This window comes from Staphylococcus sp. acrmy (genome assembly GCF_022690565.1).
Taxonomy (GTDB): domain Bacteria; phylum Bacillota; class Bacilli; order Staphylococcales; family Staphylococcaceae; genus Staphylococcus; species Staphylococcus caledonicus.
This window is the reverse complement of the sequence record NZ_JALCVE010000008.1, coordinates 74,572-100,187: the sequence shown is the minus strand read 5'-3', so window position 1 is coordinate 100,187 and position 25,616 is coordinate 74,572. Positions and strand designations below refer to the sequence as shown.

Sequence of the window (25,616 nt, the reverse complement as noted above, 5' to 3'; positions counted from 1 at the left end):
ATCACTCCTTACTAATTATTGTTGAATACTTTTAGATTTAATAAACGGCATCATTTCTCTTAGGTCACGACCAACCGCTTCAATTTCGTGACCATGTTGTTGTTCACGTAATTCATAAAATTCTTTAAAGCCATTTTCATTATCTTTAACAAAACGATTAGCAAAGTTGTCATTTTGAATATCGTCTAAAACTTTTTTCATGTTATCTTTTACGTCTGGAGTGATAACTCTAGGTCCAGAAACATAGTCTCCGAATTCAGCAGTATTTGAGATAGAATAACGAACATTTTCCATACCGCCTTCATACATTAAATCAACGATTAATTTCATTTCATGTAATACTTCGAAATAAGCTAGTTCTTTTTGATAGCCAGCTTCTACTAAAGTTTCAAAACCACTTTGGATTAATTTGTGGATACCGCCACATAATACAGCTTGTTCACCGAATAAGTCTGTTTCAGTTTCTTCTTTAAATGTAGTTTCGATAACACCAGCTCGTGTTGCACCGATACCTTTGGCGTAACTTAAGGCAATATCACGTGCATTACCTGAAGCATCTTGTTGAACGCCAAATAATGCTGGTACAGCAGTACCTTCAACAAATGTACGACGAACTAAATGGCCAGGCCCTTTAGGAGCAACTAAAAATACATCTACATCGGCAGGTGGTTCGATAACGCCAAAGTGAATGTTAAATCCATGTGCAAATGCTAGGGCATTACCAGCTTCTAAATTAGGTTCAATTTCATTTTTATAAACGTTACCTTGGATTTCGTCTGGTAATAACACCATTACTACGTCAGCTTGTTTTACTGCTTCGCCAACTGGAAAGGCTTCAAATCCATCTTTTTTTGCTTGGTCAAAAGATTTACCAGGGCGGATACCAACCACTACGTCATAACCATTATCTTTAAGGTTTTGTGCGTGTGCATGTCCTTGAGAACCATAACCTACGATTGCGATTTTTTTACCTTGTAATGCGTCTTTTTTAACTGAATCATTATAATAAACTTTTGTCATAATACTTCCTCCAATTTTAAAATAATTTGAATATTCTAACTTTTATAGATATAAAATCTACGCATGTTGATGATAGACATTCAATATCTTTTATTTATCATGCTAGCGCATCAATGTAGATTTATTTAAACTTCCTCAGGTGTAACATCTTTGATTTCTAATACGCTTACTTGTTTTCTTAATTTGGCGATAAGAACTTTTAAAATCTTTTCATCTTCGATATCTGCCACAATAAACATATCTGAGAATCCTTGTTCTTTTGCAGGTTTAACTGTTAATTCATTGATATTATATTGTAGTCTTACAAATGCACTAGTAATACGGTTTAAAGTGCTTACTCGATCTGTAACTTTTAAATGTAATGTTCGCTTCATTCAAGACCCTCCATTTCATGGTTTGCTTTACCACTTGGAATCATTGGATTTACAGGTTCAGTAGGTGAGATTCTCACTTCAATTAATGCAGGGCCCTCATATGCGAAAGCTTCATCTAGTGTTTCTTTTAATTTATTTGGTTGATCAATTAAGTAACCTTGTACGCCGTACGCCTCTGCCATTTTCATGAAATCAGGTTGATCATTAAAGACTGAATGAGAAAAACGTTTATTAAAGAATTTATCTTGCCATTGTTTTACCATACCTAATGTTCCGTTATTAATTAATACAATTTTGACATTTAAATTATATTCAGGGAGTAGTGCCATTTCCTGATTAGTCATTTGGAATCCACCATCGTCTACGAAACAAACTACCGTTTTATCAGGTGCAGCTAATTGAGCACCAATAGCTGATGGAATACCAAAGCCCATAGTTCCTAAGCCACCACTTGTAACCCACTGGCCATAATTTTTAAATGGATAGAATTGAGCAGCCCACATTTGATGTTGACCTACATCAGTGGTAACAATAGCATCACCATGTGTAATCTTACCGATATATTCAATTGCTTCTTGAGGTCTGCAAAATGTTTCGTCTGCTTTACTATATTTAAATGGATGAAGTGATTTATTCTCACGACAATGCTCGATCCATTCTTTATGAGAGTCAGTAGCTGTATGTGTGTGTGATAAAGCTTCTAGAACTTTTTTACAATCTGCAACTATACCTAAATCTGTAGCGATGACTTTATTAATTTCTGACTCATCGATATCAACGTGGACAATAGTCGCATTAGGCGCAAATTCATTTGGGTTACTTGCAAGACGATCATCAAAACGGCTACCAAAATTGATGAGTAAATCACATTCTGTAAGTGCCATGTTACTAGCGTATGATCCATGCATTCCGCCCATACCTAAGAATAGGGGACTTTCATATGAAATTGCGCCTAATCCAAGCAATGTCGTTACAACTGGAATTTGATGCTGTGTGACAAAGTCGGTTAATAACGTATTTGATTTAGAGTGATTAATACCTGCACCAGCTAAAACTAGTGGTTTTTGAGCTTTAGCTAGATAGTCTGATAATTGTTTAATATCAGTTTCGTTAACTTCTTTTTCAACATGGTAAGCAGGTAAGTTTACTTCATTTTCAAGTGGTGCAGTTGTAGAAAGTACACCCATATCTTTTGGGAAATCTACTACCACTGGGCCTTTACGACCTGAGTTAGCTAGGTAAAAGGCTTCGTGAATGATTCGAGGGATGTCGTCTACATTTTTCACTTGATAATTTGCTTTTGTAATTGGCGTAGTCATAGATAATAAATCAGCTTCTTGGAAAGCATCTATTCCGATACCTGGCGTTGCTACTTGGCCAGTAAATACGACTAATGGTAGGGAATCACTATAAGCATCTGTGATTCCAGTAATCGCATTCGTAGCTCCAGGACCACTAGTTACTACGACCACTCCAGTTTTACCAGAGACACGTGCATAACCTTCTGCAGCATGTGTCGCGCCTTGCTCATGTCGTGCTAAAATATGTTTAATTTTACCGTCATAAAAAGTGTCATATAGAGGTAAAACGGCGCCACCAGGATAACCGAAGATGAAATCCACATCTTCGTGTAATAATGCTTCTACTAATAATTCTGAGCCTGTACGCAATGCATTTAACGTTTCTTCTTCAAGTGCTTGTGGTTCTAACGTTTCTGTATATTGTACAGGGTCTACAGTTGCTTCTGGATTAAGTACATTACTTTCCTTATTATTCATAGTGAACACTCCTTATATTAGATAAGATTTTCAGGGACTTGCATGATGCCACCAGTATTTGCACTTGTAACCAATGCAGTATATCTTGCTAAGTATCCTGTTTTTACTTTTGCTTTAAATGGTTCTAATTCTTCTCTACGTTTATAAAGTTTTTCTTGAGGTTGATTTACATCAAGTGTACGGTTGATTAAATCAATGGTAATTTCATCGCCGTCTCGTATTAAACCGATAGGGCCATTAGATGCTGCCTCAGGTGAAATATGTCCAACGGCAATACCTCTTGTTGCTCCTGAAAATCGGCCATCAGTTATAAGGGCTACGTCCTTACCAAGTCCTCTACCTACAATTGAAGAAGTTGGTGCCAACATTTCTGGCATACCTGGTCCGCCTTTAGGGCCTTCGTATCGAATTACCACTACATGACCTTAACGCACAGTTTTATTATCGATAGCTTCAACCGCTGCATCATGTGAATCAAAACAGATGGCTTGACCAGTAAATGTTTTGATAGATGGGTCCACACCACCGACTTTAATTACTGCCCCTTTAGGTGCTAGATTACCGAATAAGACTGACAGTCCGCCTTCTTTGTCATATGGATTATCTAGTGGATGAATAACATCAAAGTTTTGGATTTCTTTACCTTGGTTATTCTCACGTAATGTTTTGCCAGTCACTGTAATACGATCAGGGTGAAGTGTACCTTCTTTTTTTATAAGTTCATTAATGATGGACGGACAACCGCCAGCTTGATGAACATCATGCATTGAGTATGAAGAACTTGGTGCAATCTTAGATAAATAAGGTGTTTTTTTAGCAATCTCATTAATGCGTTCTAAATCATACTCAATACCAGCTTCATTAGCGATAGATAAGGTATGAAGGACAGTATTAGTAGAACCACCCATGGCCATATCTAAGGCAAAGGCATCATCAATTGCTTCGCGAGTAACAATGTCACGTGGTTTAATATCTTTCTTAATATTCTCTACTAATTTAAATGCAGCTTCTCGTATCATTTCGCGACGTTGTTCACTTACCGCAAGTGCTGTGCCATTATATGGAAGTGCTAAACCTAATACTTCCATAAGGCAGTTCATTGAATTAGCTGTAAACATTCCTGCGCAAGAACCACAAGTAGGGCAAGCATTTTGCTCCATATCTAAGAATTCTTCTTTAGAAATTGAACCTTCTTTAAAAGCTCCGACCGCTTCAAACATTGATGACAATGTTAGTGCTTTACCTTGTGCAGATAAACCAGCTTTCATAGGACCACCAGAACAGAAGATAGCCGGCACGTTTGTTCTAACAGCAGCAAGTAACATACCTGGCGTAATCTTGTCGCAGTTAGGAATATAAAATACACCATCAAACCAATGGGCATTTATAACGGTTTCAGCAGCATCTGCAATGATTTCACGAGATGGAAGGGAGTAACGCATGCCAATGTGTCCCATAGCGATACCATCATCGACACCGATTGTGTTAAATTCGAATGGAATGGCGCCTGCCTCACGGATTGCCTCCTTAGCAATATCTGTTAATTCACGCAAATGAACGTGACCTGGCACAATATCAATATACGAATTACAAATAGCTACAAATGGTTTGTTCATATCAGTTGGATTTTTAAGTGCGCCTGTAGCGTGTAAAAGACTTCTAGCTGGTGCTTGATGATCACTTTTTTTTATCATGTCACTTCTCATTAATAATTCCCCCGTAAAATCTTTTATTATCAAAATAAAAAGACGCCCCAATAAATAATTGGGACGTCTGTAAGTCCCATTCAATGAGAAATAGGACTTAAACGTTTAGTATGTTTCTACACTAAAGTTCCAGCCCTTGCGAGTATAATAAAATAATAATTAAATTGTCAGTTACATTATGTGGTAGATATGTAAGTTGAGTCATTTTATTATACTCCTTCCTTGAATGGTAGTTATTTAAATAATTAGAATTGTTTAAAAATTTGATAAACTTAATTTACTACAATAGATATTCTAAGTCAATACTCTTTTTAGAATTTTCTAAAAATTATAGTTTGATTAATTTTTATATGAATGGTGAGAAATTTTAACTAAATTTTGTTACAATTAATAAGTTAAAATTTCGTACAAAATCTCCTTAATATCAATCACTATTTCAATGAAATTGATATTGAAGTGACTAACTGCAACTATAAAGTTCTATAATTTGTATTTAAAATAGTATGAATAGGAGCGTAGGACTAATGATACGTATTAAAAATTTAGATGAAATGAATCATTTTGCTGAAATACTAGTTCAACATTTACACGCTAAAGATGTCATTCTATTAAATGGTGACTTAGGTGCTGGCAAAACGACTTTAACTCAATTTATAGGAAAGCATCTTGGCGTAAAGAGAAACATTAATTCGCCAACCTTTAATATAATTAAATCTTATAAAGGTAGTAAATTAAAACTACACCATATGGACTGTTATCGTCTCGAAGATTCAGATGAAGATTTAGGGTTTGATGAATATTTTGAAGATGAGGCAATTACAGTTATTGAATGGAGTCAATTTATCCAAGATTTATTACCTCAAGAACAATTAACGATTCATATTAAAACCGTTAATGAAACTACGCGTGATATAGATATTCAAGCTATTGGGAAGCATTACAATTTAATAAAGGAGGCAGTGGAGCATGAAATTACTATTAATTGATACGTCTAACCGACCTATGTCTATAGCGTTAACATCAGATGACGAAGTACTCGCTGAACTGACAACTGATAGTAAACAAGATCATTCAAGCCAACTTATGCCAGGAATCAAAAGTTTGTTTGACCAAGTAAGTATTAACAAAAGAGAAATTGATGGTATTGTAGTAGCGAAAGGGCCAGGGTCGTATACCGGAGTGAGAATTGGTGTTACTAAAGCGAAAACGCTAGCCTATGCTTTAGAAACAGATTTATATGGTGTATCTTCTCTTAAAGCCTTAGCAGCAACTATCGAAAATAAAGACGATAGATTATTAGTCCCTATATTTGATGCACGACGTGAAGCGGTTTACACAGGCATTTATCAATATTTAGATGGTCAATTAACAACTATATTAGAAGATCAATACCTGTCACTTAATGACCTTCATGTGAAACTAGCCGACCTCAATCAGTCTTATATTTTTATTGGGCAAGATGCTAGCAAGTTGGCAGATAAGCTTAATGGACAAATCATTGATAATCTACCACAAGCTCAAGTAATGAAAGAGCTTATTACTCAACCTGAAAATATTCATTCATTTGTACCAAATTATATTAAATTATCAGAGGCGGAACGCAATTGGTTAAACCAACAGAATCAGAATTAACAATTAGAGCAATGCAAGTTGACGATGTGCCAAGTGTTTTTGATATAGAACGAGAAAGTTTTAATGATAGTTCATGGACAATCGATGCATTTTATCATGAACTTAACGAGAATCATTTCGCTAAATATTTTGTAATCATTTTCCAAAATGAAATTATCGGTTATCTAGGCGTATGGATAGTGATTGATCAAGCACAGATTACTACGGTAGCTATACGCAAAGATTATAGAGGTTATGGCTTAGGGCAATTATTACTCAAATATGTAATGGATTATGCTAGACATACATGCGAAGTCATGAGTTTAGAGGTTAGAGTCACTAACGTTGTGGCACAACATGTATATACCAATCTAGGATTTCAATTTGGTGGTAAACGAAAGAACTATTATGGAGAAGGCGAGGATGCATTAGTGATGTGGGTGAATTTAAATGAATGAGAACGTACTAATCTTAGCTATAGAAACAAGTTGTGACGAAACAAGTGTGAGTATTGTAGAAAATGGTAAAACGATACTCTCTAATATTATATTAAGTCAAATTGAGAGTCATAAGCGCTTTGGCGGAGTAGTTCCAGAAGTGGCGAGTCGACATCACGTGGAAGGTATCACAGCAACGGTGGAAGAGGCACTTGAAGCTGCAAATGTGACGATGGAAGAGATTGATGCGGTGGCAGTTACACAAGGGCCAGGACTCATTGGCGCATTATTAATCGGCATTAATGCTGCGAAGGCGTTAGCTTTTGCCTATGATAAACCGCTCATTCCTGTTCATCATATCGCCGGCCATATTTATGCTAATAACACTGAAGATCCGTTAACATTTCCTTTAATGGCATTAATTGTATCAGGTGGCCACACTGAACTAGTTTATATGAAATCACATATGAATTTCGAAGTGATTGGTGAAACGCGTGATGATGCAGTAGGCGAGGCCTATGATAAAGTTGCACGCACGATTGATTTACCTTATCCAGGAGGACCGGAAATTGATAAATTAGCCGCTACTGGTAATGACACGTATCATTTTCCAAGAGTTTGGTTAGAAAAAGATAGCTATGATTTTAGTTTTAGTGGCTTGAAAAGTGCAGTTATTAATAAATTGCATAATCAACGTCAAAAAAATGAAGAGATTATTAAAGCAGATGTGGCTACGAGCTTTCAACAAAGCGTCGTTGATGTATTAAGTACTAAAGCAGTTAAAGCGTGTCAGGAATATGATGTAAAACGCTTAATTGTTGCAGGTGGTGTCGCAAGTAATAAAGGCTTACGTCAGCGTCTAACTGAGTTATGTGAAGAAAATGACATTAAACTATCTATTCCAAGCCCAAAACTTTGTACAGATAATGCAGCGATGATTGGTGCAGCGGGTTATTACTTCTATGAAGCGGGTATTACAGCAGGATTAGATTTAAATGGTCAAAACAACATTGATATTGAAGAAGCTACAATTGAATAAAAGGAATCTAATAAAAGCGTTAAGCTAACTATCAGTAATTGATAATAGCTTAGCGCTTTATTTGTAAAGTAATTAGTTATTAAACAACGTATTTTTTATATCCAATTGTCTACGGTAAAAGAAGAAAAAAATTAAGAATAGAGATAATTAGGACGTCTAAATACTATGCCCAAGTCAATAGGGAACGTGTGTACTTATCAACAGAAAGTGTATAAGTTGTGGATAAACGGTGTTTAACAGTGTGGATATAGCTTAAATTTTGTGTAAAAGAAATGTAAATAAGTTACATATTACTTGTGGATAACTAGGATAACTTTGTGGATAGTTGTTATTATAAGGTTTTTACTGTTTATAACATTCTGAGTGAAATCGAATAAAAATAACTAGAAAAAGTTTGTGAACTTTTCCTAGTTATTGGATTGATAAAGTGTATTATAACTTTTCTTGTAATTCTTCCCATTCTACCATAACTTGTTCTAATTTTTGTTCGGTTTCTTGTTTTTGATTTGCATATTCTGCTGATTTTTCAGGATCACTAAATACTTCAGGTTGGGTGAGTAGTTCGTCAATTTGTGAAATATATTCTTCATATTCTTCAATTTTAGTTTCACACTGTTCAATTTGACGTTCTAGTTTTCGTTGTTCTCTGCGTTGTTGTTTTTGAGTGTCATAGGCATTGTTTAACTTTTCATTATCAGGTTGAGAAGATGATGTATCACTTGGATTGCGTTCCGCTTCGAAAGCTTTTAACGCAGTTGCTTCTTCTGTTTTTTCAATATAATACTGATAATCGCCTAGATACATTTTCCCACCCTCACTGTTGAGATTAAAGACTTTATTAGACAATTGATTTATAAAATAACGGTCATGGGAAACGAATAAAATAGTACCTTCAAAATATTGTAAGGCTTGTTCTAACATTTCTTTTGAATCGATATCTAAATGGTTCGTCGGTTCATCAAGGATTAACACATTATCTCTTTGTAGCATAAGTAAGACTAGTTGTAAGCGGGCTTTTTCCCCACCGGATAAATCGTTAATAATTTTTTTAACATCGTCTTGTACGAATAAGAAACGACCAAGTACCGCACGCACATCTTTCTCATTCATATTAGGATATTGATCCCATACGTAATCTAAGATGGTCTTACTTGATTTAAATTCAGCTTGTTTTTGATCATAATAACCAATTTGTAAATTAGCCCCAAATGTGACTTCGCCACCTAATTTACGTTGACGATTCGCAATCGTTTGAATCAAAGTCGTTTTTCCTACGCCATTTGGTCCGATAATTGCAATATGGTCGCCTTTTGAAACTTCAAAATTAATAGGTTGAGTAATAGGGGAGCTATAACCAATTTCTAGGTCACGCACATGCATGACGTCATTACCCGTATTACGTTCAAAACCAAATTGAATATTAGCACTTCTAGCATCTAACATTGGTTTATCAATGCGTTCCATTTTTTCTAATGTTTTGCGACGACTCTTAGCCATACCACTTGTGGATGCACGTGTAATATTTTTTTCAACAAATGTTTCAAGACGTTTAATTTCTTCTTGTTGCTTCTCATATTCTTGCATACGACTTTCATAGTATTTATCACGTTGTGTTATAAATTGTTCATAATTACCTACATAGCGTTTAACATCACCTAATGCAACGTCATATACTTGAGTAACAATCTTATCTAGGAAATAACGATCGTGACTAATAATAACTATTGCGCCATTAAAATACTTTAAATAATCTTCTAGCCATTGAGTCGTTTCTAAGTCTAAATGGTTCGTCGGTTCATCCAGTAGTAATAAATCGGGTTCGCTTAGTAACATTTGTGCAAGAGATAAGCGTGTTTTTTGTCCGCCACTAAAGTCGTTGATAGGTTTATTAAAATCTTCTTCAGTAAAATTAAGTCCATGTAACACTGATTTAATTTTACTTTCGTATTGATAGCCATCTAATTGTTCAAATTGATTAGATAAAGATTCATAACGCTCCATGTGTTGCTGATATTCAGTGGTTTCATAGTCGTTAGCATGTATTGCTAACCAATCCGTTTCTTCTTTAATTAAAGCTTCCATCTTTTTAATATGTTCAAATGGCTTCGACATTTCTTCAAAAACTGAAGCTGATGAATTTAAAGTCATTTGTTGAGTTAAATAGCCGATACTAAGATTTTTAATTTTAGAAATATGGCCACTATCGTAATCTTCAACACCTGCAATAATTTTCATTAATGTAGACTTGCCGGCACCATTTCGACCAACGACGCCAATTCGTTCTCCGGTCTTAACTTCGAAATTAACACGTGTGAATATATCTTCACCGTCGAACGACTTCGAAATATCGTTTAATTGCAAGAGTATCATTAAGTTTCACCTTTCTATATTTATTATTTTATTTTAAATTTTCCGTTGTATATTACTCTATATTTTACCGTATAACATATTTTCATGAAACTAAGATATTTATTTTTAAAAAGTGTTAAGGTATAATATTCCAGTATTCATTATAGGGCATAATATAGATTTCACAGTAATGACTAATTGCACTCTAATTAGTTTGGATACATAGATTAAAAATTCAAACAAAAGGGGGACACAAAAAATGGCTCAAAATCATGCTAAGATTCCTCGTGCAACCTTGAAACGACTACCGTTATATTATAGATTCGTTAATACTTTGAAGTCTAAAGGAATTGATCGAGTGAACTCTAAAACGATTAGCGAAGCACTCAATATAGAGTCGGCCACTATTAGAAGAGACTTTTCTTATTTTGGAGAATTAGGTAAAAAAGGTTATGGCTATAATATTGATAGCTTACTAGAATTCTTCAAATCAGAACTTAGTGACAGTGATAATATTTACATTGGCATCGTAGGTGTTGGTAACTTAGGACGTGCACTTCTAACGTATAACTTTTCTATACACGATGAAATGACAATTACTGAAGCCTTTGACATTGATTCAAACATCATTGGAACTCAAATAGGCGATGTAACGATTCACGATATGGATAATTTAAAAGAAGTTCTCGAATCGAAAGGAATTAGTGTGGTTATCCTCACTACTCCTGAAAATGTAGCTCAACAAGTAGTTGATAACTTAGTAGAAGCAAATGTGAAAGGTATCTTAAATTTTACACCAGCTAGAGTTGAAACGCCAAGTAGCGTACAAGTTCATCATATAGATTTAGGTATTGAACTTCAATCACTACTATTCTTTATGAAAAATTATTCAAATTAAATACGACAAAAATGACAGAGAAATAAGTAAGGCTCTTTAATCGCATCCATAGATTAAAGAGCTTTATTTATGTCTAACTATAATTTTATAAAAATAAAAGACTAAGACATTAATAATTTGTGATCTTGCAAACCAATAAATGATGTTCACTAATGTAAATAACCGTCTTGTATTGCCAAAAGTGTAACTTTCTATTATAATATCTTAGTAAATTAATCGGGAAAGGATGAATTGCTTTTGACATGGATGATTATTAGCGGTCTTATCGTAGGAATACTACTAGGCTTTGTTATGCAACGTACACGTTTTTGCTTAACAGGTGGCTTTAGAGATATGTATGTGCAAAAGAATAATAAAATGTTTTATGCTTTATTAGTAGCCATTACCGTTCAAAGTATCGGCTTATTAGCTTTAACGAGTTTCGGAGTCATAACAATAGCTCATGAAACATTTCCAGTAATCGGGACAATTATCGGTTCATTTATTTTTGGTATCGGTATTGTTTTAGCTGGAGGATGTGCAACAGGAACTTGGTACCGAGCTGGCGAAGGCCTTATTGGTAGCTGGGTAGCCTTAATTTTATATGCTTTATCCGCTGCAGTTACGAAGACGGGTATTTTACTTCCTTTAATGGAAAAGGTCAATACACCGACAAATGTTAATGCAAGTATGTCACAAACGACTGGTATTCCAGCGTGGATTTTAGTCTTAGTTTTATTAATTATTACAATTACATTAGTTGTGCGTACATTGCGCAAACCTAAACCAAAAGTAGCTGTGTCTAAACTTAAACAGAAATATACTGGCATAAGACACTATTTGTTTGAAAAGCGATATCATCCATTTTTAGCTGGTATTGCAGTGGGAATCATTGCATTAATCGCTTGGCCGATGAGCTATTCAACAGGTCGTGAAGGCGGTCTAGGTATTACAACACCATCTGCGAATTTAATTCAATTTTTAATAACTGGAGATTTAAAATTTATAGACTGGGGTGTATTTTTAATCCTAGGAATATTTGCTGGTTCATATATAGCGGCTAGAGGTGCTAAAGAATTTAAATGGCGTTTACCAGACAAAATTACAATCCGTAACAGTGCTATCGGAGGCATCTGCATGGGATTCGGTGCTTCAGTAGCAGGCGGTTGTTCAATTGGTAATGGTCTAGTTGAAACAGCAGCGTTAAGCTGGCAAGGTTGGATTGGTTTAGTATCTATGATTTTAGGTACTTGGTTTATGAGTTATTTCATTTTTGTAAGACCTATGAAAAAGTTACAAAAACAATCTACTCAATCTGTATCACAACAACCTCAAACGACTTAAATTTTAAGGAGGAATAAAGATGTTATATGAATTAGGTACAGTAGGTATGGTATGTCCATTCCCATTAATCGAAGCACAAAAGAAAATGCAGTCATTAGATAATGGCGATGAATTAAAAATTGATTTCGACTGCACACAAGCCACTGAAGCGATTCCTAACTGGGCAGCTGAACAAGGTTATCCTGTTACAAATTATGAACAACTTGACGACGCTTCATGGACGATTACAGTTCAAAAAGCATAATGATGTGATAAATTTAATTCAGTTGGGACGCTAGTAATCAATTTTTAATAATTGAAAAGATTAACAAGTCCCAATATGATTATGTTATATTTAGTTACAAATTGTGTCATTTTATCTTACGTATTTTTGCCAACTTCGAAATGTATCATTATGATATTTTCAAAGGAAGTGGTAATAATGAAGATGGATGACACAATTTTTTTATTTCTTTGTACTTTACTCGTATGGCTTATGACACCAGGATTAAGTCTTTTTTACGGAGGGCTTGTCCAATCGAAGAACGTACTTAATACAGTAATGCAAAGTATGGCAGCAATGATTATCGTTACTTTCGTATGGATTACGGTTGGATTCTCATTAAGTTTTGGAACAGGGAATCTAGTGATAGGAGATTTTGAATTTTTAGGGTTACAACATGTAGGATTTGGTATTAATGAACAATTAAGTCCGCATATCCCATTCGCTTTGTTTATGTTATTCCAAATGATGTTCTGCACGATTGCTATTTCAATACTCTCAGGCTCTATTGCAGAACGTATGAAATTTATCCCATTTATTATTTTTATTTTAGTTTGGGTGGTACTGATTTATTCTCCAGTAGCACATTGGGTGTGGGGTGGCGGTTGGATTCAACAACTAGATGCACTTGATTATGCCGGAGGAACAGTTGCACATATTACCTCAGGTGTATCAGGACTTATTCTTGCTATAATGCTCGGCAAAAATAAAGACACTGAAAAAATCCAACCGCATAATTTATTAATTACTTTAATTGGTGGTATTTTAGTATGGATAGGATGGTATGGATTTAATACTGGCAGTGCCTACGCATTCAACAATATCGCGCTTGTTTCATTTGTGAATACTGTCATTGCAGCGAGTGGTGGCGCTTTTAGTTGGTTAGTGCTCGAATATATTTTGACTAGAAAATTGAGTTTACTTGGGTTGTTATCAGGTATGCTTGCTGGTTTAGTAGCGATTACACCGGCTGCTGGTTACGTTAATTATTTTAATGCCTATATTATTTCTATGATTGGTGGCGTCGTTTGCTACATTGTAATTAATGTGATTAAAGAAAAATTTAAATATAATGATACATTAGATGCATTTGGTATCCATGGAGCTGGTGGCGTAGTAGGAGCAGTCTTAACCGGCGTATTTCAATCGAAAGAAGTTAATCCTGATGTTATCAATGGTTTCGTTTACAACGGCCATTTACATACAGTATTAATTCAATTAAGTGCAGTGGTAGTGGTTGTCTTATATACTATTGTTTTAACTTGGATAATTGGAAAAGTACTACAAAAATGTACACCATTAGCGATAACTAAAGAAGAAAATGAGAGAGGTTTAGATCAACTTGTTCATGGAGAAAAAGCTTACTTCTACGGTGAACTTAATAAATTAAATAAAAGATATTAATTATTTTCATTTAAAATTCAAAAACTATAACAAAATTTTACTTTGAGTGATTATATATGTGATAAAATATATCTTAAATTGTTACTAATTTAGGTGATTATACTAATGAAAAATATATCAGATATCGCAAAGCTAGCGGGAGTGTCTAAAAGTACGGTCTCCCGCTTCCTAAATGATGGATCAGTCAGTCCACATACTAAAGAAAAATTAAGTCGTATTATTGCTGAACATAATTATCAACCCAATCAATTTGCCCAAAGTTTAAGAGCCAAACATACGAATTTAATCGGAGCCATCATACCGAGAATGAATTCACATGCTGTTGATGAAACGATAAAAGGTATCGTAGATGTATGTCAGGAACATCAATATCAATTGCTATTAAACTATACTGGCTTAGATGTTCAAGCTGAGATTATGGCACTTGAAACATTTTCGAGAAGTAAAGTAGACGGTATTGTGCTAATGGCTACTACTTTAACGGCTCAACATTTAGAGGTCATTGATAAGATAGATGTGCCGGTTATATTAGTAGGTCAAGCTCATGATAAATTACATAGCGTCATTCATGACGACTACCAAGCAGGTCAACTCGTGGGTACTCGTATTGGTCAACAACAACTACGTGAAGCGTGTTTCTTTGGAGTGAGTGAAGACGATATCGCAGTAGGTGTGAAGCGGAAACAAGGAATTATCGATGAGCTACACGCATATAAGATTAAACCACGGCTCTTTAAAACGTCGTTCCAATATGAAGAGGCGATGCGTGACGTAGCCGAAGTATTAAAAGATTTACCTAAAATGGATGTTCTTATAGGGGCTACAGATTCTATTGCGTTAGCTATTCATAAGTATTGTTCTGAAAGTGGCGATAGTTCTGATATGCCACAAATATATGGCTTTGGAGGAGACCTGATGACACAACTGGTATCTCCAACGATTAAAACAGTTAAATTTAATTACTTTGAAGCTGGTAAACAAGCAATGAAACAATTACATGAATTAATTTTCTCAAAAAATGTAGTTCAAGAAACGGTATTATCGATTGAGATATAAAAAATAGAAGTATTTATTTAAAATATATGGAACCGATACCATGCGCAATGCTAAAATAGAGATAAAGAAGATATCAATTTGTCTATAAATGGAGGATTAATATGACAGAGTGGTCAAGAGAAGAACGCTATCGTCGTTTGGAAGACGTAGATCAATCACAACTAGATACTTTAAAGCAACAAGTCGAAACGTCAATGTATCGTCAGACATTTCACATTCAACCTGAAACAGGCTTACTTAACGATCCAAACGGATTAATCTATTTTAAGGGCAAATATTATGTATCACATCAGTGGTTTCCTTTAGGAGCTGTTCACGGGTTAAAATACTGGTTTAATTACACTAGTGAAGATTTAGTAACCTTTGAGCCTCAAGGTGCTATCTTAAAGCCAGATACGCTATATGACAGTCATGGCGTCTATAGTGGTAGCGCTTTTGAATATGAAGGGCAACTGTATTATATGTATACCGGTAACCATCGAGATGAATCTTGGAATCGAGTAGCGAGTCAAATGCTAGCGAAAGTAGAAGAAGATGGAACTGTTAAAAAACTGGACAAGCCAGTCATAGCTCATCAACCTGAGGGTTACACTAGTCATTTTCGAGATCCAAAAGTATTTCAAAAAGACGGTCAGTATTATGCGATTATAGGTGTACAGAATAATGAAGAACTAGGACGACTATTACTATATAAAGCCGAGAACAATCAGCTTGAGGAATGGACATTAGTAGGAGAGTTGAAGACTGAGCTAGAAGACTTTGGTTTTATGTGGGAATGTCCAGATTACTTCGAATTAGATAATAAAGATGTTATCTTATTTAGTCCTCAAGGTATTGACGCTCAAGGTGATAAATTTAGAAATATTTATCAATCGGGATATCTAATTGGAAATTTAGACTTAGAAACACTTCAGTTCAATCATGGTGAATTTATAGAACTTGATAATGGTTTCGATTTCTATGCTCCTCAAACGTTTACTGATGAACATGGGAAACGTATTTTAATTGGTTGGATGGGCTTACCTGAAATCAATTATCCTACTGATAGTGAAGGATGGGCACATTGTTTAACAATACCAAGAGAACTAACTATTGAAGATGGCAAATTACGTCAACGCCCGCTTAAAGCACTAGAGAAATTACGACGAAATAAAGAAACAGCACTAGGCTATGCTAATAAATTTCCAACTACACTAAGACCTTATGAGGGTAAACAATATGAACTAATCATTGATATATTGGAAAATGAAGCATCAGAACTTTATTTTGAATTACGTACTTCTAAATTAAATTCGACTTTAATTACGTACAATAGTAAGCAACAAACTATCACGTTGGATCGTTCTGAAAGTGGCTTATTACCAGATAATGTAGAAGATGTAACAAGACGTACTACCTTAGATACTCCGTTAAAGCAACTACAAATTTTTGTAGATACCTCAAGTATCGAAATATTTTGTAATGATGGAGAACGCGTGCTTACTTCAAGAATTTTTCCTGATGACATTTCAACAGGCATCAAGACATCAACTGAATCAAGACAAGTCTATTTAGAGTTTACAAAATATGAACTTAAAGGTGAGGATTAAATGAGAACATTATATGCATTAGGTGAAGCATTAATCGATTTTATTCCAAATGTGACAAATTCTGAATTAAAAGATGTTGAACAATTTAGTCGCCAAGTAGGGGGTGCACCAGCGAATGTAGCCTGTGTGGTACAGAAACTAGGTGGACACGCTGAAATGGTTACACAACTGGGAAATGACGCATTTGGGGACATTATAGTAGAGACGCTCAATAAAATTGGTGTAGGGACACAATATATTAAACGCACAGAAATAGCTAATACTGCTCTTGCATTTGTGAGTTTAAAAGAAGATGGACAACGGGACTTCTCATTCTATCGTAAACCTTCAGCAGATATGCTGTATAAGCCAGCATATTTAGATGACATAACAATTAATCAAAATGATATCATGCACTTCTGTTCAGTCGATTTAGTTGAAAGTGAGATGAAAGAAGCACATAGAACGATGATTGAGAAATTTAAAGCAGCAGAGGGGACAATCGTCTTTGACCCTAATGTACGCTTACCTTTATGGGATAGCGCTGAAGCATGTAAACAAGCCATCCAAGAATTTATCCCTAAAGCTAATATTATAAAAGTCTCTGACGAAGAAATTGAATTTATAACTGGAGAACAAGATGAACAACGAGCGATACAGTCGTTGTTCCAAGGAAGTGTGGAAGCTGTTATTTACACTCAAGGTGCAAAAGGCGCAAGCATCATTCTTAAAGATGGCACAAGCATTCATCATGACGGTTTCAAAGTCAAAGCGATTGATACAACCGGTGCTGGAGATGCCTTTATAGGCGCAGCAATAAGTAGAATATTGAACAGTACTACCACAACTATTTCTGATCTTTTTGAAAATGAAGGACAAAACATCCTCGAGTTTAGTAACTTAGTAGCCGCTAAAGTAGCTACACAATATGGCGCAATTGAAAGTATCCCTACACTTGAAGAAGTTGAGAAAGAACTTAGACAATAACATATAAATATAAAGCCAGCTGATAATTAAGATAACAGCTGGCTTTAATGTATTATATTTTTTTAACATTACGAACTGAAGCATAACAGTGTTCGCCATTTTTAAAATTAACCACTCGTTCTTTAGAATCAATCGACTCTATATTGTGACGGTTAACTACAAAACTATTATGACATCTAAAGAAGCGGTCATCTAATTGCGCTAATTCTTTCAGGTTACCGTAAAATTCGATTTGACGATTATCAAGATGCGCAATGAGACGATGAGATTTAGATGATGATTCGAAAAACATCACATCATCGTACTGTACATAAATTGAATTACTGCCACGTTTTAATTCAATAGTTTCAATCGTACTTTCTTTAGATAGTAATTTTAAACGTGTATGTGCGGTTTCTAAACAATCAATAATTCTTGATTTTAATTGATCAGGATCATCTTTAAAAATGAAGTCCATTGCCGATACTTTATAAATAAACGTTAAATATGTTAATTCACTATGGCTAGTCACAAATATAATGTTTCCAATAGGGTCATACCTACGTATCTCGCTCCCTAATTTGATTCCATTCATATCTGCTTCTAATTGAATATCTAAAAAGTAACAGCCTACATCGTTCGTTTCTTTAGACTTTTCGATAATTTCATAAGGATCATCTGTAGCTAATGCGATTTCCATAGGTTTCTCTTCAATCATTATGTAATTATTAATAATTGAAACCATATTTTCACGTTGTTTAACATCATCTTCACAAATGAATATTTTCAAGATATCACGTCCTTATGACATATTATTTATAATTTCTACTTTTTGAACGAAATATTCATTCTCGATGGTAGTGTCTAATAACACATTTTCCGTAGAATCTGTAATTTCTTTCAAAGTACTTAAACCTAAGCCACGGTTTTCTCCTTTAGTTGAAAAGCGCTCTTGGAACAACTCGTGAATACGTGGCATATTCTCTTTACATTTGTTCATCACAATAAACATGACAGAGGCTTCGGTATTGATAAAGGCAATTCTGATTAGGGCATCATCAAGATCTTCTGACGCTTCTATAGCATTGTCTATAATAATGCCAATCACTCGACTTAAATTAATCGTATTCATTTCAATATGTTCAACTAACTCTGGCACCTCAATACTAATAGGAATGTTCTTTTCTTGAGCTTGTAGAATCTTAGTAGTCACGAGACCTTTAATTGCTCGTACTTTTAAATTCTCAGTACCATTAATTTTAATCGAATTCATCTGCAGATTATCTTTCATCGGCACGATATTGTCTTCAAAGTATTCTTTTAAGCCATTCATATCATTTTCTCTAATATACTCCGACATAGTGGTTAAAATATTCACGTAATCATGTCTGAATTTCCGCATTTCATTATTAATTGCTTCGATTTGTAACGTATATTCATAATACGTTTCAATCTCTTGAACATTACGTTTATAACGAAGTTCACGTAACGTATAGTGAGAAATGAAGGTGATTATGATAGTGAATGAAAAAATAATTCCAATGAAAATAAGGCCGTATAATTTAATCGAATTTTCGCTTACATTCGTAATATGCGAATAAGCATACAAAATTATAAAAGATAAGATTAAAACTGCAGAAATAACCGTTAGATATGTACTATTAATAGATAAGTAAGATTGTTTTAATTTTTTTAGTAAAAATCTAAATGAATAAGCGAGTCCTATTGAAATGATAGAAAAAGCTATAATAAATAGCACGAAAACCACTAAGGTGTTATGTACGATTTTTTCTAAAAAGACTACAACTAAAAAACCTACAAAATTACTAGTAAACATTAAGATAGCACTGCTTAGAACCGCTATTACTGAATAAAGCTTTACCTTGGTATATAAGATGCATCCGCAACCTATCAGTAAGTATAAAATTGAGATACTACCTATAAAATAATATAAAAAAGCAGAAGGGATTATAACCACTAAAATGGCTAAATAATCCCTTAAAGTATACTTTATGTCTAAAATGATTTTAGCGATTAAAAATAAGAGAAATCCTTGAAAAAAAGCTAATGGCACATTAGATATTACATCCATATTTCTCCCACACTCTCTAACGAATATTATCTTTTTAAGTTAGTTAATTCTTCTGGCACTTCAGCTTCATCAAAATAACCAAAGCATGGTTTGTAAGCAGCAACATTACCAAGAGTTTCTAAAATAGCAGTGAAAAATTTGAAAAATAAATCAGCAAAAAACATCATAATTATTTATCCTCCTCAGGAAAAAAGATTGGTAGTAGAGTAATACTTTCAAGAGTTACTCCTAATAAAATTAATTGTTTAAATGGTTCTGGTACTACAAAAGAAATAATTATCAAAATTACTGTAAGAATGATTGCTAAAACCTTTTTTCGTTTTACTAAAGGGGGAGGTATCGGTTGTTTTTTAGTAGCGCTTGGCGCCAATATCACTATAAGTACCAACCCTAGTAATGCAACCGTATACATTATACCCACATTTACTTGAAAAAAGGCAACCATTGCTGGTAATGCAACAAACAAAATTAAATTTTGAATATGACATAGCAGCGATGATTTCGCATGAGCCCCATGTGCATAGTGTCTAACTAAAAAGTAACAAACATGTGTTATAAGAGTGTATAGAAATGTGTGGAATATGAGCGCAGCACCATAAGTTACAATTGTTTTTGCAATATTACTTACCGCGACTTGTAACCCTAAACGCACTTTTAAAAATTGAATGTGATCAAGGTTGTTTCTCTTTTGTAAGTAATTTGCAAATTGCTCAATCTTTTTATCAATTGCTTTCAATATCGTGCCACTCTCCTTGTAGCTATTATACAATTTAGTGCAACCAGTCTGGGGACTAATGCGTAACTGTTTGAAAAAAATACTTAACTGTCGAAAATAATTTATATGTAATATTTTAACATATAAAAACTTACAATTTAGCAGGAAAAATTGTAAGTTGAGAAATAATTAAAAAATAAAATGAAACATATGATTTAATAAACTTATATCACATAGATGTGATAAAAACTTAATAATCTTAGTCTTTAAAATTATTATTTTTTGTTTTGGTAAGGGTTTTAAGTGGTTTTGTTTGTAGTTGCAAAATCATGCTAACCTTTGCTTGTAGTTGGAAGGAGTGTTGATGAACTTTAGTTAATGCTTCGTTATCGATAATGTTTTAATGCGCATTGTCGATATTGTAAATTTCATTGTAAAGTATTCATTTAACTTTGTTTTCTTCGTGTAGTAGATTACATTCATTAATAAGCCCTCCCAACTTATTAATGAATATGTGTAAACGTTCGCTGAAGTTTTAAACTCAGTGGAAGATAATTAACTTAGCTATTATTAAATATAGAAGTTAGTTGTTTTCAAAGTGTGAGCTATCGTAAATTTAAGTATTTACTGAAATGAACAATTTTCATAATTAATAACATCCCCAAAAGTTATAATTAACTGTAAAAACATTCCCTTAATAACAAGTTGAAGTCGTGAGTCCCTCCCAAACTCACGACTTTTTAAGTTGACCGATTCTTATTTATACATCTCTAGTTTTAAATTTTCAAAGACTGGAATATTCTTTCTTTGAGTGTCTACTTCATTTAAGTCAAGTTCGGCATAAATGCTATCTTCTTCCTGTCCTAGTTCTGCCAAGATACCTCCATTAGGATTAATAATCATTGAATGGCCGGCATAATCAGTGTTTCCATCATTACCTGTACCATTACAAGCTACAATAAACATATCATTTTCAATAGCTCTAGCTTGTAACAACACTCTCCAATGATTTAAACGTGCAGTAGGCCATTGTGCTACATAAAACCCAATTTGTGCGCCTTTTCTAGCAGGATATCTTAATAACTCTGGAAAACGTAAATCATAACAAATAATTTGTGTTACGGAAACGCCTGAAGACAATGTAAAAGGTTCTGGCACTGCTTTGCCATCTTCTAAATATGTCGGTTCATTTAACATAGGCACGAGATGAACTTTATCGTATTTACTGATTCGATGACCTTCATTCGATACAGTAAAGGCAGTATTATAAATTTTACCGTTTCGACTATTTGATACTGACCCAGCTACAATATCTACGTTATGCTTTTGAGCTAAATCTTGAATAAAAGGGAAGCTACGGCTTAATTCTTTATCTGCTTTATCAGTTAGTTGATCTAATGCATAACCGTTATTCCACATTTCTGGTAAAACCACAACTTCAGTTTCAGGATTTAGTTCTTTATCGAACCAATTTTTTATTTTTTGTTCATTTTTTTCTACATCACCATATTCCACACAAAACTGAAATACTTGAATCTTCATCATTATCGCCCCTCATTGCTAGATTAATTCTAATTTACTAAAGGAAGCTTTGAAAATCAAAAATTGAGATATTTTTTACATAATAAAACAGTCCAGGACAATGACATGTCCCAGACTGTTATTAGAGAAGAAACGATTATTTTCTAATAATAATACGATCTTCAGTAGGTTGTATTTCTTTTTCGCCAGCTTGTTCGCGAATATCACCAAATGGCATTTGAGCGATTAATTTCCATGAAGATGGAATATCAAATTCTCTTGCAGTAACTTCATCAACTAATGGATTATAATGTTGTAATGAAGCGCCAATACCTTTTGAACTTAATGCCATCCAAATTGCGAATTGGTGCATTGCATTCGCTTGAACTGACCATGATTCAAAGTAATCTGCATAGTTTGGCATTTTTTCTTCTAATGATTTAATAACATCTTTATCTTCGAAATAAAGAATTGTACCGTAAGAATGTTTAAATCCATCAATACGTTGTTCTGTAGGCGCAAAATCACGATCTGCTCCCATTTTATTTTTTAATGCAACTTTAGTGTTATCCCAGAATTTATTGTGTTGATCATTTAATAGTAAAACAATACGTGTTGATTGTGAGTTAAATGCTGAAGGTGTGAATTTTACCACTTATTCAATAATTTCCTCTAGTTCTTGATCTTTAATAGAAATTGTTGTTTCAGTATTATAAATCGTACGTCTGTTTTCTACTTCTTTTAAAAATGGTTTTGTATTTTCTTTGTTAAATAAACCCATAATATCTGTCTCCTTTGTTTTAAGATACACTCTAAGTATAAATATTATACCGAAATAAGTAAAATATTATATAACAAAAAATGTCAAAAATATTAATATTCTTTTTCATTCAGTGTATATGAATGCATTCTTTAATTTTATTCTTTATACTAGAATTGATAAGAGACATGAGGAGGTGAAGATTGATGAAAAAGAAAATAGCGCATACTAGTATCGCTTTAGCGATTGGGACAACTTTGATTGGTCACCAAGGTTATGCAGAAGAATCTACTGACAAGGCAAACACGCATGTTAAAGACCAAGAAGCTAATCAAAGTAATCAATCTGATACTTCTAAAGCGTCTAATGATGATTCAATGAATGAATCTGAAAATGCTCAAAATACTAATGAACCAAGTAATTCTATTGATAACGAGAGTCAACTCTCTCCAGACAGTTCTTCTCAACAAGAAGGCGATACAAATGGAAATAAAGAACCTAGCTCTCAACAAGCGGGTACAATTAATCAAAAAGAAGATAGTACTCAAGATAATAATCCAGACACAACTACTGATGTAAGCAAAGATGAGAAGCCTCAAGGAAACACTGATAATAGTAGTACAGAAGACAATACCTCTAGTGAAGAGGCATCAAGTAAAGAAGAACCAAGTAAGGAAGAGCCAAGCAAAGAAGAACCAAGTAAAGAAGAGCCAAGTAAAGAAGAACCAAGTAAAGAAGAACCAAGTAAAGAAGAGCCAAGTAAAGAAGAGCCAAGTAAAGAAGAGCCAAGTAAAGAAGAGCCAAGTAAAGAGGAACCAAGCAAGGAAGAACCAAGTAAGGAAGAGCCAAGCAAAGGCGATAACCATTCGAATTCTAATAATTCTCATCAACCACCTAAGCATAATGGCAATTCATCAGGTAAAAATAATGGTTCAAATACGTCGAATGGGAATACTGAACATCGTACTGATAATCAGCATGGTTCTCACACTTCAAATAATAATAACTCAAATACGAATAATGGTTCTCAAGGAAATCACTCAAACGTCAATCATTCACAAACATCCGGAACTAAGCAATCACATAAGAATGTTCAGAATGGCTACAATGAACAACATAATAATGTGACTGATTCAGTTATTCATCATGTTTATCCTCATTATCACAATGGCAGTCAAAATAATACTAATCAACACAATGACAAGAATGATTTTTCAATGAATAGCTCAAATCGTCATCAATGGCATTACGGTGATGATTTATCTAATGGGTATTCACATGCTAACAATAATAATTATGATGACAATGGTAACGTTAATTACAGAGGCAGAAATGATAATTCTACCGCTACATTGTTGAATAGATTTCAAAGTTTAGCCACAGGTTCATATAAATATAATCCATTTATTATTAATCAAATCAATCGTTTAGGTAATAATGAGGAATATGTAACTGATCAAGACTTCTATAGATTGTTTAGAAAACAGTCTTTTAATAATGAATATTTAAATTCGCTACAAAGAGATTCTAACTATTTTAGATTTGAATACTTTAATCCTTTAAATGCTAAGAACTATTATAAAAATTTAGATGAACAAGTGCTAGCACTGATTACTGGTGAAATAGGTTCTATGCCAGACTTGAAAAAACCGAGCGATAAAAAATCCGATGAAGAAGCGGATATTCATAGTCATGATCAAGATAAAATCATTGATTCAAATGAGGATGATAAAGAGTCTGCAAATAATAATAATGATAAATATAAGAATATTAATATCGCATTGATTACTTCTATTATAATTATCTTTGCTGGTGTCACAGGAGCTTATCTTTATAAACGTTTTAAAAAATCCACATAATAAATAACGCATCTCAATCTGCTGTTAAAGGATAGGGCAGATAAGATGCGTATTTATGTGACTTAAAATAGAAGATGAAAAATAAAATTAGTTTGTTCTTGTAAATTTTTTAATGTGTCTCCAAAGAAATACTGCATGATAACGACAAGGCCATTTTGGAACATATGTATGAAGATAGGTACTGCGATACGTTTTGTTAATACATATGCTAGTGAGAATAACATTCCCATTCCAAAGTAGATAAGGAGGAATTTCATATCATCATGTGCGAGTGCGAAAAGTAGTGAACTTATAATAGAAGCTATTAAGAAAGCAACAATTCTATTACCTTTGATTTTATTATATATTTCACCAAATAAAACTTTTCTGAAGACATATTCTTCAAGTATTGGACCTACACAAGAAATAAGAAGTATAAAAATAGGTAGTTGTCTTGCGATAGCCATGATTTTTTGAGTATTTGGACTTTGTTGTGGTTGACCGAAAATCCACATGTTAATGACACCGGCCATAATCTGATAGACCATCACTATCACAAACCCTAACAACGCCCAAGGCATGATATAGCGCTTAGGTTCTTTGAATCCTTTTTCAAGAGAAGTTGGATTCTTAATAATTAAATTTAACCAAATGATTAAAATTGCAGCTATGATAAAGAGTATGACTTGTGTATATATATTAGCTTTGGCTAACGCCATTCCTGATAAATCACTAAAAAGCGGGGTTTGTTGTAACATCAGGGGTAAAAATTGTGCTAATGCGTATATAACTAATGTTAAACTTGCTACCCAAATTCGTGCCATTTGTAACCTCCAAATTAGAATTTCAACTTCAATTAGTTTATCGTAAATTTAAGTTATATACAAAGTATAATAGAA

At 33.8% G+C, this 25,616-nt stretch carries 22 protein-coding genes and 2 pseudogenes; 12 read left to right on the top strand and 12 right to left on the bottom strand.

Annotated elements, in window-relative coordinates; translation table 11 throughout:
- Window positions 1-15 precede the first annotated feature (15 nt).
- From ilvC to ilvD, 4 genes and pseudogenes are all read right to left on the bottom strand, one after another.
- Window positions 16-1,020 carry a ketol-acid reductoisomerase gene (gene ilvC, locus FH144_RS09385; protein ID WP_242315370.1) on the bottom strand — a complete coding sequence of 335 codons (1,005 nt, stop codon included), beginning with the start codon at window positions 1,018-1,020 and terminating at the stop codon, window positions 16-18.
- 125 nt (window positions 1,021-1,145) lie between these two features.
- Window positions 1,146-1,394 carry an ACT domain-containing protein gene (locus tag FH144_RS09380; protein ID WP_107508257.1) on the bottom strand — a complete coding sequence of 83 codons (249 nt, stop codon included), beginning with the start codon at window positions 1,392-1,394 and terminating at the stop codon, window positions 1,146-1,148.
- Complete coding sequence (ilvB, locus tag FH144_RS09375) at window positions 1,391-3,172, bottom strand: biosynthetic-type acetolactate synthase large subunit (RefSeq protein ID WP_242315368.1); 1,782 nt, start codon at window positions 3,170-3,172, stop codon at window positions 1,391-1,393. The genes FH144_RS09380 and ilvB overlap by 4 nt, the downstream gene beginning before the upstream one ends.
- 17 nt (window positions 3,173-3,189) lie before the next feature.
- Window positions 3,190-4,878, bottom strand: a pseudogene (ilvD, locus tag FH144_RS09370) (dihydroxy-acid dehydratase).
- A 524-nt stretch (window positions 4,879-5,402) separates the two neighbouring features.
- Here ilvD and tsaE point away from each other — a divergent pair.
- Genes tsaE through tsaD form a run of 4 tightly spaced genes read left to right on the top strand, consistent with a single transcriptional unit; the run spans window position 5,403 to window position 7,965 of the window.
- The gene (gene tsaE, locus FH144_RS09365; RefSeq protein ID WP_242315367.1) at window positions 5,403-5,864 is read left to right on the top strand and encodes a tRNA (adenosine(37)-N6)-threonylcarbamoyltransferase complex ATPase subunit type 1 TsaE; all 462 of its coding nucleotides are present in this window, start codon (window positions 5,403-5,405) and stop codon (window positions 5,862-5,864) included.
- Entirely contained in the window at window positions 5,845-6,510 is a 666-nt protein-coding gene (gene tsaB, locus FH144_RS09360; protein ID WP_242315365.1) for a tRNA (adenosine(37)-N6)-threonylcarbamoyltransferase complex dimerization subunit type 1 TsaB, read from the top strand. The genes tsaE and tsaB overlap by 20 nt, the downstream gene beginning before the upstream one ends.
- Window positions 6,483-6,947, top strand: a complete 465-nt coding sequence (gene rimI / locus FH144_RS09355; RefSeq protein ID WP_242315364.1) for a ribosomal protein S18-alanine N-acetyltransferase — start codon at window positions 6,483-6,485, stop codon at window positions 6,945-6,947. Before tsaB ends, rimI begins: the two co-directional genes overlap by 28 nt.
- Complete coding sequence (gene tsaD, locus FH144_RS09350; protein ID WP_242315362.1) at window positions 6,940-7,965, top strand: tRNA (adenosine(37)-N6)-threonylcarbamoyltransferase complex transferase subunit TsaD; 1,026 nt, start codon at window positions 6,940-6,942, stop codon at window positions 7,963-7,965. The genes rimI and tsaD overlap by 8 nt, the downstream gene beginning before the upstream one ends.
- Before the next feature lie 432 nt (window positions 7,966-8,397).
- Here tsaD and FH144_RS09345 read toward each other — a convergent pair whose 3' ends face one another.
- Window positions 8,398-10,335 carry an ABC-F family ATP-binding cassette domain-containing protein gene (locus FH144_RS09345; RefSeq protein ID WP_242315360.1) on the bottom strand — a complete coding sequence of 646 codons (1,938 nt, stop codon included), beginning with the start codon at window positions 10,333-10,335 and terminating at the stop codon, window positions 8,398-8,400.
- A 238-nt stretch (window positions 10,336-10,573) separates the two neighbouring features.
- On the opposite strand from FH144_RS09345, the gene FH144_RS09340 reads away from it, so the two are divergent.
- From FH144_RS09340 to FH144_RS09310, 7 genes are all read left to right on the top strand, one after another.
- The gene (locus tag FH144_RS09340; RefSeq protein ID WP_107508265.1) at window positions 10,574-11,212 is read left to right on the top strand and encodes a redox-sensing transcriptional repressor Rex; all 639 of its coding nucleotides are present in this window, start codon (window positions 10,574-10,576) and stop codon (window positions 11,210-11,212) included.
- Window positions 11,213-11,458: 246 nt separating this feature from the next.
- Entirely contained in the window at window positions 11,459-12,535 is a 1,077-nt protein-coding gene (locus FH144_RS09335; protein WP_277953165.1) for a YeeE/YedE family protein, read from the top strand.
- Window positions 12,536-12,554: 19 nt separating this feature from the next.
- Window positions 12,555-12,779: a sulfurtransferase TusA family protein gene (locus tag FH144_RS09330; protein ID WP_107508267.1), complete on the top strand. Its 225-nt coding sequence runs from the start codon at window positions 12,555-12,557 to the stop codon at window positions 12,777-12,779.
- Between the two features lie 177 nt (window positions 12,780-12,956).
- Complete coding sequence (locus FH144_RS09325; RefSeq protein WP_242315355.1) at window positions 12,957-14,201, top strand: ammonium transporter; 1,245 nt, start codon at window positions 12,957-12,959, stop codon at window positions 14,199-14,201.
- A 105-nt stretch (window positions 14,202-14,306) separates the two neighbouring features.
- On the top strand, window positions 14,307-15,257 hold the full coding sequence (locus FH144_RS09320) for a LacI family DNA-binding transcriptional regulator (RefSeq protein ID WP_242315353.1): 951 nt from the start codon (window positions 14,307-14,309) through the stop codon (window positions 15,255-15,257).
- 101 nt (window positions 15,258-15,358) lie between these two features.
- Window positions 15,359-16,846, top strand: a complete 1,488-nt coding sequence (locus tag FH144_RS09315; RefSeq protein ID WP_242315351.1) for a sucrose-6-phosphate hydrolase — start codon at window positions 15,359-15,361, stop codon at window positions 16,844-16,846.
- A complete protein-coding gene (locus FH144_RS09310; protein ID WP_242315348.1) occupies window positions 16,847-17,812 on the top strand; it encodes a carbohydrate kinase family protein in 966 nt (321 codons plus the stop codon).
- Between the two features lie 52 nt (window positions 17,813-17,864).
- Here the strand turns inward: FH144_RS09310 and agrA are convergent, their stop codons facing one another.
- The 6 genes and pseudogenes from agrA to FH144_RS09280 form a co-directional block, all read right to left on the bottom strand.
- Window positions 17,865-18,581 carry a quorum-sensing response regulator AgrA gene (agrA, locus tag FH144_RS09305; RefSeq protein WP_242315346.1) on the bottom strand — a complete coding sequence of 239 codons (717 nt, stop codon included), beginning with the start codon at window positions 18,579-18,581 and terminating at the stop codon, window positions 17,865-17,867.
- A 12-nt stretch (window positions 18,582-18,593) separates the two neighbouring features.
- Window positions 18,594-19,883: a quorum-sensing sensor histidine kinase AgrC gene (gene agrC, locus FH144_RS09300; protein WP_242315344.1), complete on the bottom strand. Its 1,290-nt coding sequence runs from the start codon at window positions 19,881-19,883 to the stop codon at window positions 18,594-18,596.
- Window positions 19,884-19,909: 26 nt separating this feature from the next.
- Complete coding sequence (gene agrD, locus FH144_RS09295; RefSeq protein ID WP_242315342.1) at window positions 19,910-20,050, bottom strand: cyclic lactone autoinducer peptide AgrD; 141 nt, start codon at window positions 20,048-20,050, stop codon at window positions 19,910-19,912.
- A 2-nt stretch (window positions 20,051-20,052) separates the two neighbouring features.
- Window positions 20,053-20,619: an accessory gene regulator AgrB gene (locus FH144_RS09290; protein ID WP_107508275.1), complete on the bottom strand. Its 567-nt coding sequence runs from the start codon at window positions 20,617-20,619 to the stop codon at window positions 20,053-20,055.
- 735 nt (window positions 20,620-21,354) lie between these two features.
- Window positions 21,355-22,140, bottom strand: coding sequence for a carbon-nitrogen family hydrolase (locus FH144_RS09285; protein WP_242315386.1), 786 nt, complete (start codon window positions 22,138-22,140; stop codon window positions 21,355-21,357).
- A 136-nt stretch (window positions 22,141-22,276) separates the two neighbouring features.
- Window positions 22,277-22,900: pseudogene (locus FH144_RS09280) on the bottom strand (nitroreductase family protein).
- Window positions 22,901-23,085: 185 nt separating this feature from the next.
- Between FH144_RS09280 and FH144_RS09275 the strand changes: the two are divergent.
- A complete protein-coding gene (locus tag FH144_RS09275; RefSeq protein ID WP_242315340.1) occupies window positions 23,086-24,738 on the top strand; it encodes an SdrH family protein in 1,653 nt (550 codons plus the stop codon).
- A 62-nt stretch (window positions 24,739-24,800) separates the two neighbouring features.
- On the opposite strand, the gene mroQ is transcribed toward FH144_RS09275, so the two are convergent.
- A complete protein-coding gene (gene mroQ / locus FH144_RS09270; RefSeq protein ID WP_242315338.1) occupies window positions 24,801-25,541 on the bottom strand; it encodes an intramembrane glutamic endopeptidase MroQ in 741 nt (246 codons plus the stop codon).
- Window positions 25,542-25,616: the final 75 nt, after the last annotated feature.